Genomic DNA, 18,270 nt, shown 5'->3' on the forward strand with positions numbered 1-18,270 from the left:
TTGAAAAACATCAGCAGCCTTTTTTATAAGGCCGTGAAAGCACTTCGGCGAACCACGTATTGGCGGTTACACTACACGCAATCACTTCATCTACCCACTTCGCCTTCTACTTCAACATGAGGTCCATGATGAGCCCCCATCTGCTATCCGTTGACTCCTTAAACCGCGACAGCGTTAACCACCTTCTTCGTGTTGCGGCCCAAATGGAGCCCATTGCCCAGCGTCGTCAGGTTACCCGTGTTCTTGAGGGAGCCGTTTTGGGCAACTTGTTCTTCGAAGCCAGCACGCGCACCCGGGTAAGTTTTCATACGGCGTTTTGTCGGTTGGGCGGCAGCGTATGTGATACCACAGGCTTTACATTCTCATCCATGGCCAAAGGCGAGTCGCTTTACGATACCAGCCGGGTAATGAGTGGCTACTGCGATGCGATTGTCATGCGTCACCCGGATCAAGGCTCTGTTGCCGAGTTTGCGGCGGCGACGAATGTACCGGTGATTAACGGCGGCGACGGCCCTGGTGAACACCCAAGCCAAGCCCTGCTGGATATCTATACGATCGATAAGGAGTTTCAGCGATTAGGCAAATCGTTTGGCGGAGCACATATTCTGCTGACCGGCGATCTCAAGTATGGGCGTACGGTGCACTCTCTGATCAAGCTGCTTTCTTTATACGATCCGTTACGTATCACACTGGTATCGCCGCCCGGGCTTGAAATGCCTACTGCACTGATTGACCTGGTCACATCACGCGGGCACCAGGTAGAGGTACGCGATCATTTAGCCACTGACTTCAGTGATCTGGATGTTGTGTACACCACGCGAATTCAGAAAGAGCGCTTTACCGAAGAAATGAACGAGAACTTCCAGGGCATCTCGGATGACTTTATAGTCAACAAGGCGTTTCTGGATCAACGCTGCAGTGAGTCGACCATTGTTATGCACCCGCTGCCCCGCGATAGCCGCCCCGGCGCGAATGATTTGAACGTGGATCTTAACGGCGACCCGCGCCTGGCGATCTTTCGTCAGACAGATAACGGCATCGCCATGCGGATGGCCATCTTTGCAACGCTGCTGCACGTCGATTCACTGATTGAGAAAGACCTTCGCCCGGTGCGCTGGTTTGTACCCAGCCAGATCGGGACACTGGATCGCTAACGCTACTTAATATACGTTAGAGAGCAGAACGCCCATCGGGAAGACCTTCCTGATGGGCAAACCAGCCTTCCAGAATCAACACCGCCGCAATGCCATCGACGCTCTCTTCGCGGTAGTTGCCTCGGTGACCCGCTTCACGGGCAATCAGCTTGGCTTCGCGGGTAGAGCCACGTTCGTCTACCATTACGCAGGGTTTGCCATAGCGCCCGTGTAAACGGTTGCCAAACTTGCGGGCACGCTTACTCATGTCCGACTCGCTGCCATCTATATTGAGCGGTAAGCCAACCACCAGAAGGTCCGGCTGCCACTCTTTCAGCAGTTGCTCTACTTTATTCCAGTCGGGGATGCCGTCACGTGCAGTAAGTGGGGAAAGCTCGCGGGCGCTTTTTAAAAGCTCATTGCCCACGGCGACCCCAATACGCCGCGTACCGTAATCAAAGGCAAGAATTAAGCGTTGGCCAACCTCTGCCATCACGCGTGCCCTGCATCACGAGTCATCAGGTATAGATCCACTCCTAACAATCCTGCGGCAGCCGTTAAGCGCTCAGCAGGTGGCGTGTTGAACAGCACGTCCGTCTGGCCCTCAACCGTCAGCCAGCTATTGTCCTTTAGTTCATCTTCAAGCTGACCGACCTCCCAACCCGCACAGCCCAGACAAATCAGAAAGTGCTCAGGACCTTCACCGTTAGCTAGCGCCTGAAGAATATCCATGGAGGTCGTCAGTGCCACACCATCCTCTACCTGAACGCTGGAGTCCCACTCCTGGCTATCGCCAAGATGGAGGATAAAGCCGCGATCCTTGTGCGTAGGGCCACCGTAATAGACCGGAGCATTGCGGTGGGGGCTGTCTTCCCCCCCCAGCTCCAACTGATCAAACAGTGCATCCAGCGTCATATCCAACGGGCGGTTGGTGATAACCCCCATGCAGCCGTTATGGTCATGATCACAGAGGTAGATCAGGCTGCCCACAAAGTCAGGATCATCCAGATGCGGCATCGCCATTAAAAAATGGTGTTTCAAACTTTGCATGCGTCTCCTACGGCCTGCTGACATAGCCAGCAGACCTTTCTTATCATCAAGTGTGAATCAGGCGTATCAAGCAGCGCTCAAGCGGCGTTCGATGGCATCCAACAACAGGCCCGCGATATTCGTGCCGCGCTGGTCATCAATTTCACGCACGCAGGTGGGGCTGGTAACGTTAATTTCAGTGATGTAGTCGCCAATCACGTCCAGCCCTACAAACATCAGGCCTTTTTCACGAATCATTGGCTGTACTTGCTCAATCAACCAGTAATCACGCTCAGTGAGATCACGTGCGACACCACGGCCACCGGCTGCCAGGTTGCCGCGCGTTTCACCAGCCGAAGGGATACGCGCCAGCCCAAAGGGCACCGGCTCGCCGTCCACCAGCAGGATACGCGTGTCGCCGTCTTTAATGTCAGGCAGGTAGCGCTGAACCATAATCTGGCGCTGACCACGCAGCGTTAGCTGCTCAATGACCGCGCCAATATTGCGGCCATCAGGGCCGATATGGAAAATCCCGGTGCCGCCCATCCCGTCCAGCGGTTTGAAAATCACATCGCCGTGCTCGGCATGAAAGGCCCGCAGCACATCATCGCGGCTGGCCACCATGGTGGGCGTACAGCACTGAGGAAACTGCTGGGCAAACAACTTCTCATTACACTGTAAAAGTGCTGAGGTTGGATTAACAATGAGCACGCCTTCACGCTCAGCAAAGCCCAAGAGGTGGACCGCATTGGTGAAGTCAGCATCCACCGGCGGGTCTTTACGCATTAACACCACATCAAGCTCAGCCAGTGGCCGGGCAGCCGCTTCACCCAGGTCGTACCAATGGTCAGGGTCGCGATGCACGGTTAGTGGTCGCATGCGTGCGTAGGCTTGCCCCGCCTGTAAGAAAAGATCTTCCTGCTCCATATAGTGCAGGATATAGCCGCGTTCCTGGGCCGCCCACAGCATGGCTATGGTGGTATCTTTCTTGTAAGCGATGTCGCTGATAGGGTCCATCACGACGCCGAGATGCAGATTTGATTGACTCATCGGGGCACAATCCATACGTAAACAATAGGTAGGCAGTATGCCGTACTGCCTGTCAAGCTCCAACCATTGGCGCCGTTACGGGGCAAGCGCGCCCGGCACCAGCCGTATCGCGTCAGGCTCCAAGGTAATCAGTTGCTGCTTATAAAGCCGCCCAATGGCTTGTTTAAACGCACTTTTGCTCACACCCAACCGCGCTTTAATCGCGTGGGCGTCACTTTTATCGCCCAGCGGTAGATAGCCGCCGCTTTCACGCAGTGCTTTGAGTATTTTATCGCCGACGACGTCTAGCCGCGCCGCGCCTGGCGGCAACAGAGAAATATCCAACCGGCCATCCTCACGGCGCTGCTTGACGTAGCCTTTTAGCGTCTGCCCGCGGCGCAGCGGCTGAGAAATATCATCCTGGTAGATTAGCCCCCAATAGCGGTGATCAACCGCTACTTTCATACCGAGGTCGGTGCGGTCAGCGACCACGACGCTCACCTCATTCCCCTTTTCAAGCGCCCAGGCATCATCAGTTAAAAAGCGATCAAGGCGCATGGAGGCCACAGGACGCCCCTGATCATCTTCATACAGCATGACCAGCACCCGCTTGCCAGGATCCGGCCGGAAGATTTGCTCGCTGTACGGCAAGAGAACGTCCTTGGGCTGCCCCCAACGCAAAAACGCGCCCGTGTTATTAACGGTCACAACAGTTAAATACGCCACTTCGCCTAACTGGGCAGAGGCGTCACTTGTAGCGCGAGGAGGAGTCGTTGATTCACGGACCATGGGTGCCGTCCTTAAAAAGTGAGTCTATAGTATGGCGCCTGAGGATCACCGAGCAAAGCAGCTGGCCCGCTACATAGTGATGGCCGCTGCTTAACGCAGGCCAGGCTAATGGCTACTCATTCACACTTGTAAAGCCTATAGCGAAGGCTAACGCTAAACAGCAGGCCACTGAGGAAGGGGTCAATGAAGGTGTTAGTAGGCGCTTACAAATCACCAAAGTAGTGCTGTAGAAGGGTCAAGGCAACCACCGGGGCTGTTTCCGTACGCAGAACACGTGGCCCTAGCGTTAATGGCGTAAAGCCAGCTGCCTGAGCGGCTGCAATATCCGCCTCCGTTAAGCCCCCCTCAGGGCCAATTAAAAGTGCGGCGGCCTCAGGGCGCTCCGGCTGATCAAACGCATTGCCCGTTGCCAAGTGCAGCATCAAGCGAAGCGGCTCCTGGCGGGCACTTAGCCACTCAACAAGGCTTAGCGGCGAGTGAACAACAGGCACTACCGCCCGGCCACTTTGTTCGCAGGCGCTTGCCGCAACAGCCTGCCAATGGGCCAGCTTTTTGGCTTCACGATCACCCTTTAAACGTACATCACCACGCTCTGTATACAGTGGCGTGATAGCAGCGACACCTAATTCAACCGCCTTCTGGATCGCGTAATCCATCCGGTCGCCTTTGGAGATCGCCTGGCCAAGGTGAACAGCAAAGGGTGACTCCCCCTCACCGACCCAAACGGCGTCGATAACCGCCGTCGTGTGCTTACGCCCTACCTCGGCCAAGCGGACGCCCGCTTCATTGCCTTGGCCATCGAACAGCACCAAAGGCGCGCCTTCACCCATGCGCAGTACGCGGGTGACATGGCGCGCCGGGCCTTCCGGCAGCACTACCTCTTGGCCTACTGCAAAAACAGCCGGTACATGGAGGCGCGGCATTTTGCCATGCACGGCATACCAGTCGGCAGCCTGCATGCTTAGTGAGTACTCACTTCAGCCTGATTTTCCTGTTGCGCTTCACGCTGCTTACGCTGGGCGTACATGGCTTCAAAGTTCACCGGTGCCAACATCAGTGGCGGGAAGCCACCACGGTTTACCAGGTTATCGACACACTCACGCGCGTAAGGGAACAGCAGGTTGGGGCAGAACGCACCCAGTGTCTGCTCCAACTGAGCGCCTTCGATGCCCGAAATACGGAATAAACCCGCTTGTTCAACCTCTGCAAGAAACGAGGTAGTGCCGGTTTCTGAATCGTTGACCTGAGCGGTGACTTTCACAACCACTTCATACTGGTCGTCATCGATTTTAGTGCTGGTGGTATTAAGATCCAGATTCACCTTCGGCTTAAACGCCTGCTTGAAAACAGACGGTGAGTTAGGTGCTTCAAAGGAGATATCTTTCACGTAAATACGCTGCATAGAGAACTTCAGCTGCGGCTTGTCGCCGGACGCTGCTGCACCAGCCTGCGGGGTGTTGTTATCTTCCGCCATGGGGAAACTCCTCGTTGTTCATTGAATCAATAGTAAAAGGTGAGAACGCTTACTTCTTAACGACGGGAAGGCTATCGGCCTGCCACTGCGCCATGCCACCTTTCAATTTAGTCACACGCTCGAAACCGGCCTTGGCAAGCTTGGCTTGAACCGCGCCTGCACTTTGCCCATGCTTGCATACGACGATGATCGGCTGGTTTTTCACTTTATCCAGCTCGTTCATACGGTTATCAAGCTTGTTATGGGGAATGTTACGTGCGCCAGCAATATGCCCGGCTTTGAAGTCTTTGCTTTCACGAATGTCCAGCACAACCGCATCTTCTCGGTTGATGAGCTGGGTGGCCTGGGTTGAGGTCACCGCATTGGTTGAAGCACTACGCGTTTCATAAATAAGCCACGCTACTAGCACCAGCAAAAACGCCCCAACGAGCAGGGGGTGGTTCTGTACGAATTCGAACAACTGATCGATCATCGCGAACACAATCTCTTGGTCTATGCAGAAAAAAGCGGCAACGCCGCCGTCAAAACGCGATAAGTATACACGTCACAGGGCACCCCGCGCAGGCCTTGCTCATGACGCCCGACGGTCGCCTACGTTATGATGCCCCAAGCGTGCATCAGTCGCGACCCTGATCACAAGGAGTTGTTTGAAAATAACGTGAGTTGACTCACCTTTTTAAACCTCTTTACTTTCAAACAGCGCTTTCGTTGCTGATTGCTTTACGCCGCTTGGATTACTCAACCGAACGAGGTTCTTATGGCTACGTCTACTCCGCGTCCCGTCGCGCTGATCATTCTTGACGGTTATGGACACAACCCCGATAGCGCTAATAACGCGGTGGCATCGGCCAACACGCCCGTAATGGATGCGCTTTGGGCAAATCGTCCACACGCGTTTGTGCATACTGACGGCCACCACGTAGGGCTGCCCGATGGGCAAATGGGCAACTCAGAAGTGGGCCATATGAATCTGGGTGCCGGACGCATCGTTTATCAGGACTTCACACGGATCACCAAAGCCATTAAAGAGGGCGATCTGGACGTTAACGAAAACCTGACACAGCCGATTGATGATGCCGTGGCCAATGGCCGCGCCGTTCATCTGCTGGGCCTGCTCTCGCCTGGCGGCGTACATAGCCATGAAGATCATTTCATCGCGATGGCCGAACTGGCGGCTCGCCGCGGTGCGCAACGTATCTTTATTCATGCGTTCCTGGATGGCCGAGACATGCCGCCTCAAAGCGCGCTGGCTTCTATCGAACGCGCTAATGCCCGCCTGGCCGAGCTGGTAGGCGCTGAAAATGGTTTTGTGGCCTCCATTATTGGCCGCTTTTACGCCATGGACCGTGATAACCGCTGGGAGCGGGTAGAAAAAGCCTACCATCTGCTGACCGAAGGCCAGGCTGACATCTATGCCACCAGCGCCGAAACCGCGTTGCGCGACGCCTATGAGCGCGGCGAAACCGACGAATTTGTCCTGCCAAGCTGCGTATTGCTCAACGACAAGTGCGTTACCCTGCAAGACGGTGACGCCGCCCTGTTTCTTAACTTCCGCTCTGACCGCGCGCGCGAACTTACCCGCGCATTTGTAGAGCCTGACTTCAGCGGCTTTTCACGTAGGGCCTGCCCATCGCTGGCGGGCAAGGGCTTGGTCATGTTGACCCAGTACGCAGCGGACATTCCTGCACCGGCCGCGTTTCCGCCATTTGATCTCAACGATACCCTGGGCGAAGTCGTCGCCAAGCGCGGTTTAACGCAGCTGCGTATTGCCGAAACAGAGAAGTATCCCCACGTTACCTTTTTCTTCTCGGGTGGCAACGAAGCCGAGTATGAGGGCGAAGAGCGCATTCTGGTGCCCTCCCCTCGGGACGTGAAGACCTACGACGAAAAACCCGAGATGAGCGCTTACGAGATTACCGACAACCTCGTTGAGGCTATCGACAGCGGCCGCTTTGACTTCATCGTATGTAACTATGCCAACGGCGATATGGTGGGCCATACCGGCGACTTTAACGCGGCGGTAAAAGCCATTGAAACGGTCGATATCTGCGTTGGCCGCGTTATTGACGCGATTGAGCGCGCTGGCGGTGCTTGCCTGGTAACCGCCGACCACGGCAATGCCGAACAAATGGTGCATCCGGTCACAGGCGCCCCCCAAACGGCCCACACCACCTTTGTGGTACCGCTGGTTTACGTGGGTGAGCGAGCCGGCACGTTAAGCGATGGCCGCCTGTGCGACCTGGCCCCCACACTCTTGACCATGATGAATCAACCGGTTCCCGAGGCCATGACCGGGAACCCGCTGATTGATTTCACTTGATCATACCGTTGCGACGTCCTGTGCGAACCGCGTTAGTACTGGGTGCGCTACTGGTCATTGTGTACTCACCGGCGGGTTTGGCCCAGTCGGATGAGCAGGCAACGCGCCAGCAGCTGGATGCGCTTGGCCAGGAAATTGAGTCGCTTACGCAGCGGCTGAGTACAACAGGAGAAGCACGGGACAGCGCCGAACGTGAACTACGCGAGGTTGAAACGGAGCTGGCCGACACTCACCAGCGGCTGGATGCCTTACAGGCCGAGCGGCGCCAGTTGGACGATGAAATGACCCAGCTGCGCCAGCACCGCGACCGCCTGGAGGACGAGCAAGCCAGCCAGTACGCCGCCCTCAGCCAACAACTCGCGGCGCTTTACCGGCTAGGGCCGACGCCACAGCTCAAGCTGCTGCTGAACCAGGGCGACCCGGCCGAGCTTGACCGTATGCAGGCTTACCTGAACCGCTTTACTCAAGCACGCAATGAACGTCTTGCCGATATTGCCCGGCTGGATACCGCGCTTGCCGATACGGAGCAGGCCCTTAACGAGCGCCAAACGCGCCTAGCCAGTGTCGCCACCGAGCTGGATGCGCAGCGGGTACGGCTTGCCGAGCGCACCTCCGACCGGCGCAACGTCGTGGCCACGTTGGATGATCGCTATGGTAGCGAAGCTGATCGCCTGGCGGATCTTAACGATAACCGGGAGCAGGCCGAGCGTAAGCTGCGTGAAATTCAGGAGGAACTAGCGCGCCTGGATGCCCCCACGCCCAGCACTCAGATTACCCGTACTCAAGGGGATTTGCCGTGGCCCGTGCAAGGTGCCATCACCACAACATTTAATCGTCGTGATGGCGTTCACTATAACGGTATTATCATCCAGGCAAGCGCCGGTACGCAGGTAAACGCCGTGCACACCGGGCGGGTGGTATTTGCCGATTGGATGCGCGGCTTCGGCAACCTGCTGATTATTGACCACGGCGACCAGATCATGACGCTCTATGCTCACTTACAGCAGTTTAGCGTACGTCCTGGCCAGCAGGTCAGCCGTGGCGACGAAATTGGCCGCGTAGGCGACAGTGGTGGACAATCGAGTAATGCGCTCTACTTTGAAGTACGTCAGAGTGGCAAACCAATTAACCCACAGCGTTGGATTGCGCGCCGCTGACGGGATAAGCTGAACCGTATTAGGTTCTGTCTGAAACGTTGCCGAACGCAGACACTTTTCAGACAGAACGGTAATGTCAACTTGGGGCAGTTTTAAACACTGCCTAACGCCTTGCGGAGTCTGCATGACGCTATTTGTTAACGAAGTACCGGCCTCTGCCAAGCGCCTTCTGGTGACTCTGCTTCCTGTTGCGCTATTGTCGGCACCGCTACCGCTGTTTGCCCAGCCCGCCACAGCTGATGAATTACCCCTTGAAGAGATCCAGACCTTTGCCGAGGTGTTTGAGCGCATCAAGCGTGGCTACGTTGAAGAGGTCGATGACCGCACGCTACTGCGTAACGCCATGCGCGGTATGCTCAGCGAACTCGACCCTCACTCCGCCTATCTTGATGCGGAAGAGTATCAAAGCCTGCGCGAAACCACTCAAGGAGAGTTTGGCGGCATTGGTATAGAAGTTGGCATGGAAAACGGCCAACTCCTGGTGATCACCCCGATTGATGATACGCCCGCCTCACAGGCTGGTCTGCTTCCTCGGGATGTTATCGTTGCCATTGACGGCACGCCGACTGAAAGCATGTCGCTTCAAGAAGCCGTTACGCTAATGCGCGGCGAACCAGGCAGCCAGTTGCGCATGATGATTCTACGCACGGGAGAGGACACCCCGCGTGAGTTCAACCTTACCCGTGAGGCCATCCGCAGCGAAAGCGTTAAGCATGAGCTTCTTGAGCCCGGCTATGGCTACCTGCGAATTAGTCAGTTCCAGTCGCGTACGCCAGAACAGGCACGCCAGGCAATAGAGCGCATGACGCGTGAACAGCCGCTGGAAGGGCTGATTCTTGACCTGCGCAATAATCCCGGCGGTGTACTCCAAGCGGCGGCCGGTGTGGCAGACCTGTTTCTGGATAACGGCCTGATTGTGTATACCGAAGGCCGGCTTTCCGATACCGCCATGTCATTTTCAGCCTCATCCGCCACGCCCGCCAGTGATATTCCGCTGGTCGTGCTGATTAACAGCGGCAGCGCTTCGGCCGCAGAAATTGTGGCGGGTGCGCTTCAAGACCAACGCCGCGGCGTCATTATGGGCACAGACAGTTTCGGAAAGGGCTCCGTTCAGCAGGTCATGCCGCTGGGTAATGGTGAAGGTTTGAAACTCACCACCGCGCTTTACTACACGCCAAACGGACGCTCCATTCAGGCGCAGGGCATCGCGCCCGATGTAGAAGTAGTGCGGGGCCGTCTGGAAGTCGCCGAAAGCCGCCCGGAGCTTCGCGAGGCGGACCTAGGCGGCCACCTGGATGCACAGCAGCCCGCCACCCAGACACGTTCATCCGCGACCGAGCGGCTACGTGATGACTACCAAATGAGTGAAGCGCTCAATCTTCTCAAAGCGCTTAATGTGGTCGACCGCCGCCGTTAGCGGCAGCTATGCGGCAAGCGCCCCCGCTCTCCGGTGGCCTGCCGCATGACGCTGCGTTTAACAGGGCTTAGCTGGTTCATACCGCTCATGCCGAGATTGCGGGCCAGTGTAAAGAGCGGCATTTGGGTACCAAACAGCTCCCTGAACCCTTTCATCAGCCCTAACATGGCACTGTTATCCAAGCGCCGCCTGCGCTCATAGCGTTTCAATGTGGTTAACTCACCCCACGGGGCGCCGCGCTTCCAGGCGCTAACCACTTCTTCAGCCAATACCGCGGCATCCATCAAACCGAGGTTAACGCCCTGCCCTGCCAATGGATGAATGCTGTGCGCCGCGTCGCCGATCAGCGCGAAGTGCGGCAATACATACTGCCTTGCATGACGCTGTACCAGCGGAAAACGATACGCACGATCACACACCTCCACCTCGCCCAGGCGATAACCGAATGCCTCGCCCAGCGCTTTCCCTAACTCGTCAGGCGCAAAATGGCTAAGCGCCAACGCGTGCTCGGGCGTGGTCGACCAAACAATCGAGCAGTAGCGTGCATCGTCCTCTAGCGTGATCGGCAAGAAGGCCAGCGGGCCGCTCTGGGTAAACGCTTGTCGCGCGGTGCTGCCGTGTACATGAGCACACTTGACGGTAGTGACCACAGCCTCTTGGCCCATATCGTCGCTGGTGATCTCTATGTCGGCCAGCTCCCGCAGGGTTGAACGCGCACCATCTGCCGCTACCAGCAGCGGTGCATGCAGCTTGCGCGCATCGTCCAGCACTAACCAACGGCCTGTCGCTGAGGTTTGTAGCGCCTGAACCCGGCAACCAAAAAAATGCTCTACTCTGGGATGATCCAGTACCGCATCATTGAGCGCCGCCTGAGTAATCGCATTCTCTACTATATGCCCCAGTACGGGCACCCCGGCTTCATCGGCCGAAAATTTGATTTCACCACTGCCTTCCGCATCCCATACCTGCATATAGCGATACGGCGTTACGCGACATTCGGCCATGGCGGGCCAAACGTCCAGATGGGTTAACAGGCGCTGAGATACTGGCGTTAATGCACTGACCCGGGGCGTGGGAAGCGTCTTGTTAACGGCCTCCCAGCGCTGGGGTTCATGGCGCGCTTCCACCAGTGCCACATGCATACCTGCTTGTGCCAGCAAGGCTGTTAGCGCTGTTCCCACCATGCCTGCGCCCACGACAATAACGTCAAAATTTTCTGTCGGTGCAGTGTCTGTCGCGTGCGTATCCATAACGCTCCTATCCGAGCCCAGCTCTTAGAGCTTTGTTCCTGTTGAGCCAAATAGCTGGCTAAGCGTTTGGCATCTTTAATCTTAAACAGCGAGGCATGCCTAACGCTCCAGCCCCATCGCGCGGCGCGCCAGGCTGCGTCGCAGCGGCCCTACAAGGTTAAGGCCGATAAGCCCGGCTGCCCGAGCGTGAGACAGAAGCGGTAACGTGTGTCCGAACAGGCGCACCAACCCGTCGCTAAAGCGAATGACATTGCGGCGATCACGCGCACGCTTCTGCTCAAAGGCCTGCAGCGTCGTCATATCACCCAGTGGCAGCCCGGTCTGTTCGCCCTGCTCAAGCGCTTCAACGAGGTCCATAATACCGCGTAACGCCAGGTTAAAGCCTTGACCGGCAACAGGGTGCAGGGCATGAGCTGCATTTCCCAGGACCGCCAGCCCCGGACGAACCGGCTCTTCTGCTGTTACCAACGAAAGCGGGTAGCTGTAGCGTTTTCCTACGCGAGTGAAACGTCCCACCCGGTCACCAAAGGCGCTCTGTAACTGGGCAAGAAACTCACGGTCCGGGAGCGCCATTCGCGCATGTTCCTGACCGCTGGGGTGTGTCCATATCAGCTCCATTGCCTGACCTGGCAAAGGCAACAAGGCAATCGGCCCCTCCTGAGTGAAGCGCTCATAGGCAATACCCTCGTGTGGTTGGCTGATGCCCACATGGGTAATGAGCGCTGTCTGCTCGTAGGAATTATGGCGACTGTTGATACCCAACTGCTCTTTAAGTCCCGAACGCCCTCCATCGGCCAGCACGGTTAAGGCGGCGCGCAGCTCGCTGCCGTCAGAAAGGCGCAGATAGTGCCCGCCACCTTCTGGGGCAAGCTTTTCTACCTTGGCCGGGCAGTACCAATCGACCGGCAGCGTTTTAAGATGGTGGTGAAGCACACGGCCCATCCAGGCATTGGGGATAACATGACCTAGCGCATCGACGCCTAATCCCTGGGCACTGAGCCGCGTCGCTCCCAAGCGGCCACGCTCACTGATATGAATATACCGAATAGGCGTTGCTTCGCCCTGCATCGCATCCCAAATGCCCAACTGTTGAAAACGCTGTGCTGAGCCTTCAGCAATGGCGCTTGCACGCGCATCAAAGCTCGGCTGCCAACTCTTTTCAAGCGGCGCTTCATTCATCGGCGTCGCTTCGATAATGGCGACTTTCCAGCCATAACGCTTGATAAGCGGGGCCAGTGCACAGCCCAGGCTGGCGCCCACTAATCCGCCCCCCACAATCACGATATCGTGTGTGGTCGTCTTTACTGGCGTATCCGTCGACGACGGCATTAGCATCTCCTGTCACCTAGCGCACCGCCATATCGTAATGGCGTAACGTAAATTACATAATAGATATTCAGACAATCAATATACGCTTATTATTTAACCATTAGCGCTTCAATGTCAGCCATGCCTTTAGGTACTCCCGCCGTCAGGTTTTCATACCCTTCGTCGGTCACTACGACGTTATCCTCAATCCTGATACCGATTCCACGATACGCAGGCGGAACATCCTCTGCGTCGGGAATGTAGAGTCCTGGCTCAATGGTTAACACCATACCCGCAACTAAAGGTCGTGGCGTTTTTTCATCCAGCCGGTAGCTACCAACATCGTGGACATCCAGCCCCAACCAGTGGGACGTAGAGTGCAGGTAAAAACGCCGGTAGCTTTCGTCATCAATTCGGGCTTGAACATCGCCTTCAAGTAACCCCAACGCAATCAACCCAGCCGTTAAATCCTTAACGACGTTCTGGTGAACATCAACGAGCGTCGCCCCGGGTTTTATAGCGGCGACTGCGCGCTCCTGGGCGCTCAGTACGACTTGATAAAGGGCCCGCTGAGCCTCGGTAAACCGGCCATTTACCGGAAAGGTACGGGTGATATCTCCGGCATAAAGCCCAAACTCGGCCCCGGCATCAATTAACACCAGGCTATCGTTGGTTAGCGCTGCACGATTCTCGATATAGTGTAATACGCATGCGTTCGCACCGCCGCCCACAATCGTACTGTAAGCAGGCCCGCTGCCGCCCTGCCAGACAAACTCATGCTCAAGCTCGGCCTGCAGCTGATACTCGTAAAGCCCTGGGCGCGATGCCTGCATGGCACGTACATGGGCCTTCGCTGAAATCGCTGCGGCATGGCGCAGCAGGGCAATCTCGGCCTCGCTTTTTATTAGCCGCATCGCATGAATCAGCGCGCTGACATCCAGCCAGCCTTTGAGCGGGGCCCGCCCACGGCGCAGCCCCGCTAGGGCGAAGGAGAAAGCCTCTTCGGCAATACCCAGCGCATCGGGATTATCCAGGGGCACGTAAAGCAGTTCGCGGCCCTCCAGCAGCACTGGCAGCTGTGCCTCGCGGTCAGCATTTTCAAACGCCTGGTCGATGCCATGCTCCGCTTCAACGCCCCGGGCGCCCAAACGGCGGCCTATCCAGGCTTCCATCGTTGGGTCGCGGTCCTGGCAAAACACAATGCTCTGCCCGGCGTCATGACCGGGAAGCAACACCAGCAGCGCATCAGGCTCAGTGATTCCGGTCAGATAGTAAAAATCACTGTTTTGACGAAACGTGTACTCACTGTCGTGTGAACGGGTAACCAGCGAAGCACCAGGCAGCACGACAGCGGCGTTTGCGGGCAACTGCGCAATCAAGGCGTCACGGCGAGCGCGATACTCTTCGTTGCCAATCGCAGGCGGCCGGGGAAGTAACTCAGGCAACATACAAACTCCGAAGAATTAGTGAACGGGCGCGTCGGCTTGCTCAACCTGGGGCTTGCCCGGGTGCTGCTCGGTATACAGCAGCATGGCTGCCATCCGCACATGCTCCGTCAGAGCAAACAGGTCATTCTCATTTTCAGGGCTGTCGTCAATATCTGTTTCGATGTGGCCAATGCCTGCCAAATCGTCAATCGCCTCACTCAGCGTTTGTGACCAGCGCTCGCGAAGCTCGCCATCCACCACTTCCTCGACGACTTCCATAAAGCCCAGCGTCCACTCTTTTAGCCCCTGGGCTTGCTCGCCCAGCGAGAACAGCTCATCGGGGAGTAGCGGCGCATAGTTCAAGTCGCTGGCGCTGAGCGCCTCCAGCGTTTGGCGCCGCCAACCCAGCAGGCGTTCTGCACTGGGCTGGTCACGCGGTTGCTCAACGCCCAGGCTTATGCAGACCTCTTCAAGCCATGCCTCGGCACTTACATCGCGCAGCGCTAAAAGGGCGCTTAAACGTCCGTCTAAAAAGGCCGGTGACTGCATACTTCCATGCAGCAAAAAAACATCGGCTACGTCAGAAAAGTCTTGGCGCTCATCAATCAATGACATAGTAATAACTCGCTGTGTAATAATGATTCATACGTTAATGCGCCCTGGACACTTGCGCGTTGACCCCGTACAAGCGCCTCTCTTATAGTGAGCGACGACTGTTTTCCTATGCCATGATGTTAACGCATTGGGCCCCTCGCTGGCCCGCGCTGGAGCTTTAAATGAGTAACGCCAAGCGGCCAACGAAAGAAATTACCCTTCTCGGGCGCAGCTATGTCATTGCCTGCGATACCGGGGAAGAAGCCAAGCTTGATCGCGCCGCTCGCTACCTGGATCGCGCCATGAACGGTATCCAAGCGCAAAGCGGCACCCTGGGCAGTGAGCGTGTCACGTTGATCGCGGCGCTTAATATCACTCATGAACTGCTTGAAGCGTTGGATGAGCACCGGGCAAGCGAAGCCAACTTGAACAAGCTAAATGACCGTCTTGAGCGGGCGTTGGAAAAAACCCGCCAGCCTTAGGCAACCTTTCACTCAATACTTTGGCATGGCCGCTGGCTCTGTTAGAATAGCGGGGTTCTCTGGGGTGTACGCCAGTCGTTATAGTCCCTCGAGCCTATGCGCAGTACCCAGGGGGCCAATTGCTAGCCAGACCCGTGTGCATGTCCGTGCGTCGGAAAGCCTGACGGTTTGGCTGCGGCCACCCACTCTGAACCAGTAGGTTCAGGGCCAGAATGACAGCGGCACTCTGGGGAACTCTTATTTATGGAAAGCCTGCATCATCCTGAGGCCAAGCGCACCCTGCGCCTTGCGTTACGCCGACAACGCCTCGCCCTTTCAAAACATGAGCAGCGCCAAGCCGCTCTACGCCTTTGCCAACAGCTCAAACGGTTGCCTGAAATTCAGCGCGCCAAGCGCATCAGCCTCTATTTACCGGTTAACGGTGAAATCGACCCTACGCTTTTACTACCCTGGCTCCGCCAGCGTAATGTCGACGTTTATCTCCCGGTTCTGCGCCCGCTAAGCGATAACTCACTGTGGTTCGTTAACTACCACGCGACGACGCCCATGGTAAAAAACCGCTTTGGGGTTCTTGAACCGGATACCCAGTTTGGCGCTCACCGCCACAATCGGTTGCCCGCTTGGGCGCTGGATACGCTCATTGTGCCGCTGGTAGGGTTTGATGCCGAGGCAAACCGCATGGGAATGGGGGGCGGCTTCTACGACCGCAGTCTTGCGTTTATGCGCAGGCAAGGCCCGGCGCCTGCCTTAATTGGCGTTGCCCACGCCTGTCAGCGTGTCGAATCGCTCCCAGTTGAACCCTGGGATGTGCCGCTAACCGCCGTGGTTAGCGACGAGAGTATCGTGCGTGCTGGCAAAAAAAAGAGCTGACTCTCTTAAAGTCAGCTCACACTACCTTTTGGCAAATGGCTGCGATGCCTTAAGCGTTACGTTTAACTTCCCGATAACGCCTGTGCATAGCCAGTGGCGAGTACGCCTAACAAGAACACTACTGTTAATGCCATTACCATATCAGGCTTTTTCCGCCGCATGCCGATTCTCCAACGCCTTTCGCCAATGCATTAATGCATCACCCACCTGCGTTTTAGAAAGGGCGACGCACCACATAAATATCGTTGACGACTATAGGGCCATAAGGGCATCAATGACAACGACAAAACAGGCTGTTTTTTTGCTTATTTAGACGTTTTGATAACTCATGAGCCCTTATTGGCCCTGAATTTTGCAGTTAGCGAGCACTTACCCACCTATCAAAACACCCTAGGCCATGAACAGCTGGTAAGCCGGGTTGTCGCTTTCACGCCAGTAACGATAGCCAATCGCATCCAGATAATCTGCCACATGAGTTTGGTCACTGCCGGGAACCTGCATACCCACCAGGACGCGACCATAAGCCGCACCGTGATTACGATAATGGAACAGTGAAATATTCCAATCATGGGGCAGTTGAGTCAGGAAATTCATCAGTGCCCCCGGGCGTTCAGGGAACTCGAAACGGTACACTTCTTCTTCAAAGCGCTCGCTGGGCCGGCCACCGCTTAGATGGCGAATATGCAGCTTGGCCAGTTCGTTATCGGTTAAATCTTCCACCTGATAACCACCATCACGCAGCTTGGCGATCACGGCCTGACGATCTTCGCCGCCCGGCTTTACTTGAATCCCTACAAAAATATGCGCGTCGCTTTCGTCCGCATAGCGGTAGCTGAATTCGGTCACCATGCGCTTACCCAGCGCCCGGCAAAACTTTTTAAAGCTGCCGGGTTTTTCATCAATGGTCACCGCTAAAATAGCTTCGCGCTGTTCGCCAAGCTCGGTACGCTCGGCAATATGCTGTAGTCGATCAAAGTTGGTATTAGCGCCGGAGTTAATACATAACAGCGTTTCTCCCTCAGCGCCGGTTTGCTGTACATATTTTTTCAAGCCGGCAAGCGACAGCGCTCCAGAGGTTTCAGCAACGGCACGGGTATCGTCAAAGATATCCTTGACGGCGGCACACATCTCATCGGTATTCACCGTAATGACATCATCAACCAGGTCCTTCACCAGCGAGAACGGTGCCTCGCCAATTTGAGCAACCGCGACACCTTCGGCAAATACACCGACCTGGTCGAGCACGACGCGCTCGCCCGCCGCCAAAGCGGCTTTTAGACAGGCGCTGTCTTCCGCCTCTACACCGATAATCTTGATATCAGGGCGCAAGTACTTCACGTACGCCGCCACGCCTGCAATCAATCCGCCGCCGCCGACAGGCACAAAAATAGCGTCCAGACGCCCGCTGTGCTGACGCAGAATCTCGACACCTATCGTGCCCTGGCCTGCAATCACATCAATGTCATCAAATGGCGGAATATAGGTGTAGCCGTGCTCTTTGATCAACTCGTGAGCATGCTCGGCAGCAGCGGCAAACGCATCGCCTTTCAGCACGACTTTTGCCCCTCGAGCACGTACCGCCTGGACCTTGATTTCCGGCGTAATACGCGGCATCACAATCACCGCTTTCACGCCCATCAGTTTTGCCGCCATGGCAAGACCTTGTGCATGATTACCCGCAGACGCCGCAATGACGCCTTTTTCCTTTTGCGCCTCGGTGAGCTGAGCCATTTTGTTATAGGCGCCACGAATCTTGAACGAGAACACCGGCTGTAGGTCCTCACGCTTAATCAAAATCTGGTTGTTAAAGCGACGCGACAAAAAGGGAGCGGGGGAGATCGGGGTCTCGCAAGCGGCTTCGTAAACGTTGGCCTGGAGAATCTTTTTGACGGTAGCTTCAAGCATGCAGGTATCCAATGGAAAATCGTGAGTGAGAGTACGCGTTACGGTGAGGGGTTAAAACACTAACAAAGCCTGTATTGGTAGCAGAT

18 protein-coding genes and 1 other RNA gene are annotated in these 18,270 nt (G+C 56.2%); 7 read left to right on the forward strand and 12 right to left on the reverse strand.

Annotation, left to right across the window (positions count from 1 at the left end; all coding sequences use genetic code 11):
- Positions 1 to 128 precede the first annotated feature (128 nt).
- Positions 129 to 1,154: an aspartate carbamoyltransferase gene (pyrB, locus tag ACT3TJ_RS15720; RefSeq protein WP_172118936.1), complete on the forward strand. Its 1,026-nt coding sequence runs from the start codon at positions 129 to 131 to the stop codon at positions 1,152 to 1,154.
- Positions 1,155 to 1,170: 16 nt separating this feature from the next.
- Here the strand turns inward: pyrB and ruvX are convergent, their stop codons facing one another.
- From ruvX to ACT3TJ_RS15755, 7 genes are all read right to left on the reverse strand, one after another.
- A complete protein-coding gene (gene ruvX / locus ACT3TJ_RS15725; protein ID WP_193057356.1) occupies positions 1,171 to 1,626 on the reverse strand; it encodes a Holliday junction resolvase RuvX in 456 nt (151 codons plus the stop codon).
- Positions 1,626 to 2,183 carry a YqgE/AlgH family protein gene (locus ACT3TJ_RS15730; protein WP_193057355.1) on the reverse strand — a complete coding sequence of 186 codons (558 nt, stop codon included), beginning with the start codon at positions 2,181 to 2,183 and terminating at the stop codon, positions 1,626 to 1,628. The genes ruvX and ACT3TJ_RS15730 overlap by 1 nt, the downstream gene beginning before the upstream one ends.
- Positions 2,184 to 2,249: 66 nt before the next feature.
- Positions 2,250 to 3,212 carry a glutathione synthase gene (gene gshB / locus ACT3TJ_RS15735; RefSeq protein WP_193057354.1) on the reverse strand — a complete coding sequence of 321 codons (963 nt, stop codon included), beginning with the start codon at positions 3,210 to 3,212 and terminating at the stop codon, positions 2,250 to 2,252.
- A gap of 75 nt (positions 3,213 to 3,287) precedes the next feature.
- Positions 3,288 to 3,980: a CvfB family protein gene (locus tag ACT3TJ_RS15740; protein ID WP_193057353.1), complete on the reverse strand. Its 693-nt coding sequence runs from the start codon at positions 3,978 to 3,980 to the stop codon at positions 3,288 to 3,290.
- Between the two features lie 203 nt (positions 3,981 to 4,183).
- On the reverse strand, positions 4,184 to 4,939 hold the full coding sequence (locus ACT3TJ_RS15745) for a 16S rRNA (uracil(1498)-N(3))-methyltransferase (protein ID WP_172118916.1): 756 nt from the start codon (positions 4,937 to 4,939) through the stop codon (positions 4,184 to 4,186).
- Positions 4,940 to 4,941: 2 nt separating this feature from the next.
- Complete coding sequence (gene secB / locus ACT3TJ_RS15750) at positions 4,942 to 5,454, reverse strand: protein-export chaperone SecB (RefSeq protein WP_193057352.1); 513 nt, start codon at positions 5,452 to 5,454, stop codon at positions 4,942 to 4,944.
- 49 nt (positions 5,455 to 5,503) lie between these two features.
- Positions 5,504 to 5,926, reverse strand: coding sequence for a rhodanese-like domain-containing protein (locus ACT3TJ_RS15755; protein ID WP_193053411.1), 423 nt, complete (start codon positions 5,924 to 5,926; stop codon positions 5,504 to 5,506).
- Positions 5,927 to 6,211: 285 nt separating this feature from the next.
- Between ACT3TJ_RS15755 and gpmI the strand changes: the two genes are divergently transcribed.
- From gpmI to ACT3TJ_RS15770, 3 genes are all read left to right on the forward strand, one after another.
- Positions 6,212 to 7,774, forward strand: coding sequence for a 2,3-bisphosphoglycerate-independent phosphoglycerate mutase (gpmI, locus tag ACT3TJ_RS15760; protein ID WP_444666014.1), 1,563 nt, complete (start codon positions 6,212 to 6,214; stop codon positions 7,772 to 7,774).
- A 20-nt stretch (positions 7,775 to 7,794) separates the two neighbouring features.
- Positions 7,795 to 8,931, forward strand: a complete 1,137-nt coding sequence (locus ACT3TJ_RS15765) for a murein hydrolase activator EnvC family protein (RefSeq protein ID WP_193057350.1) — start codon at positions 7,795 to 7,797, stop codon at positions 8,929 to 8,931.
- A 124-nt stretch (positions 8,932 to 9,055) separates the two neighbouring features.
- Entirely contained in the window at positions 9,056 to 10,348 is a 1,293-nt protein-coding gene (locus ACT3TJ_RS15770; RefSeq protein WP_193057349.1) for a S41 family peptidase, read from the forward strand.
- On the opposite strand, the gene ACT3TJ_RS15775 is transcribed toward ACT3TJ_RS15770, so the two are convergent.
- From ACT3TJ_RS15775 to ACT3TJ_RS15790, 4 genes are all read right to left on the reverse strand, one after another.
- On the reverse strand, positions 10,345 to 11,598 hold the full coding sequence (locus ACT3TJ_RS15775) for a UbiH/UbiF/VisC/COQ6 family ubiquinone biosynthesis hydroxylase (protein WP_193057348.1): 1,254 nt from the start codon (positions 11,596 to 11,598) through the stop codon (positions 10,345 to 10,347). The two genes, ACT3TJ_RS15770 and ACT3TJ_RS15775, sit on opposite strands and share 4 nt — an antisense overlap.
- A gap of 99 nt (positions 11,599 to 11,697) precedes the next feature.
- Positions 11,698 to 12,927, reverse strand: a complete 1,230-nt coding sequence (gene ubiH / locus ACT3TJ_RS15780; protein ID WP_193057347.1) for a 2-octaprenyl-6-methoxyphenyl hydroxylase — start codon at positions 12,925 to 12,927, stop codon at positions 11,698 to 11,700.
- A gap of 89 nt (positions 12,928 to 13,016) precedes the next feature.
- Entirely contained in the window at positions 13,017 to 14,354 is a 1,338-nt protein-coding gene (gene pepP, locus ACT3TJ_RS15785) for a Xaa-Pro aminopeptidase (RefSeq protein ID WP_193057346.1), read from the reverse strand.
- 15 nt (positions 14,355 to 14,369) lie between these two features.
- Positions 14,370 to 14,948, reverse strand: a complete 579-nt coding sequence (locus ACT3TJ_RS15790; protein WP_087106933.1) for a UPF0149 family protein — start codon at positions 14,946 to 14,948, stop codon at positions 14,370 to 14,372.
- 161 nt (positions 14,949 to 15,109) lie between these two features.
- Between ACT3TJ_RS15790 and ACT3TJ_RS15795 the strand changes: the two genes are divergently transcribed.
- The 3 genes from ACT3TJ_RS15795 (at position 15,110) to ACT3TJ_RS15805 (ending at position 16,279) form a co-directional block, all read left to right on the forward strand.
- The gene (locus tag ACT3TJ_RS15795; RefSeq protein ID WP_172118924.1) at positions 15,110 to 15,409 is read left to right on the forward strand and encodes a cell division protein ZapA; all 300 of its coding nucleotides are present in this window, start codon (positions 15,110 to 15,112) and stop codon (positions 15,407 to 15,409) included.
- 53 nt (positions 15,410 to 15,462) lie between these two features.
- A non-coding RNA gene (ssrS, locus tag ACT3TJ_RS15800) (6S RNA) lies at positions 15,463 to 15,646 on the forward strand.
- 6 nt (positions 15,647 to 15,652) lie between these two features.
- A complete protein-coding gene (locus ACT3TJ_RS15805; protein WP_193057345.1) occupies positions 15,653 to 16,279 on the forward strand; it encodes a 5-formyltetrahydrofolate cyclo-ligase in 627 nt (208 codons plus the stop codon).
- A gap of 390 nt (positions 16,280 to 16,669) precedes the next feature.
- On the opposite strand, the gene ilvA is transcribed toward ACT3TJ_RS15805, so the two are convergent.
- Entirely contained in the window at positions 16,670 to 18,184 is a 1,515-nt protein-coding gene (gene ilvA / locus ACT3TJ_RS15810) for a threonine ammonia-lyase, biosynthetic (RefSeq protein WP_172118926.1), read from the reverse strand.
- Positions 18,185 to 18,270: the final 86 nt, after the last annotated feature.

This window comes from Halomonas sp. AOP30-A1-24, from assembly GCF_052378165.1.
GTDB lineage: Bacteria > Pseudomonadota > Gammaproteobacteria > Pseudomonadales > Halomonadaceae > Vreelandella > Vreelandella citrativorans.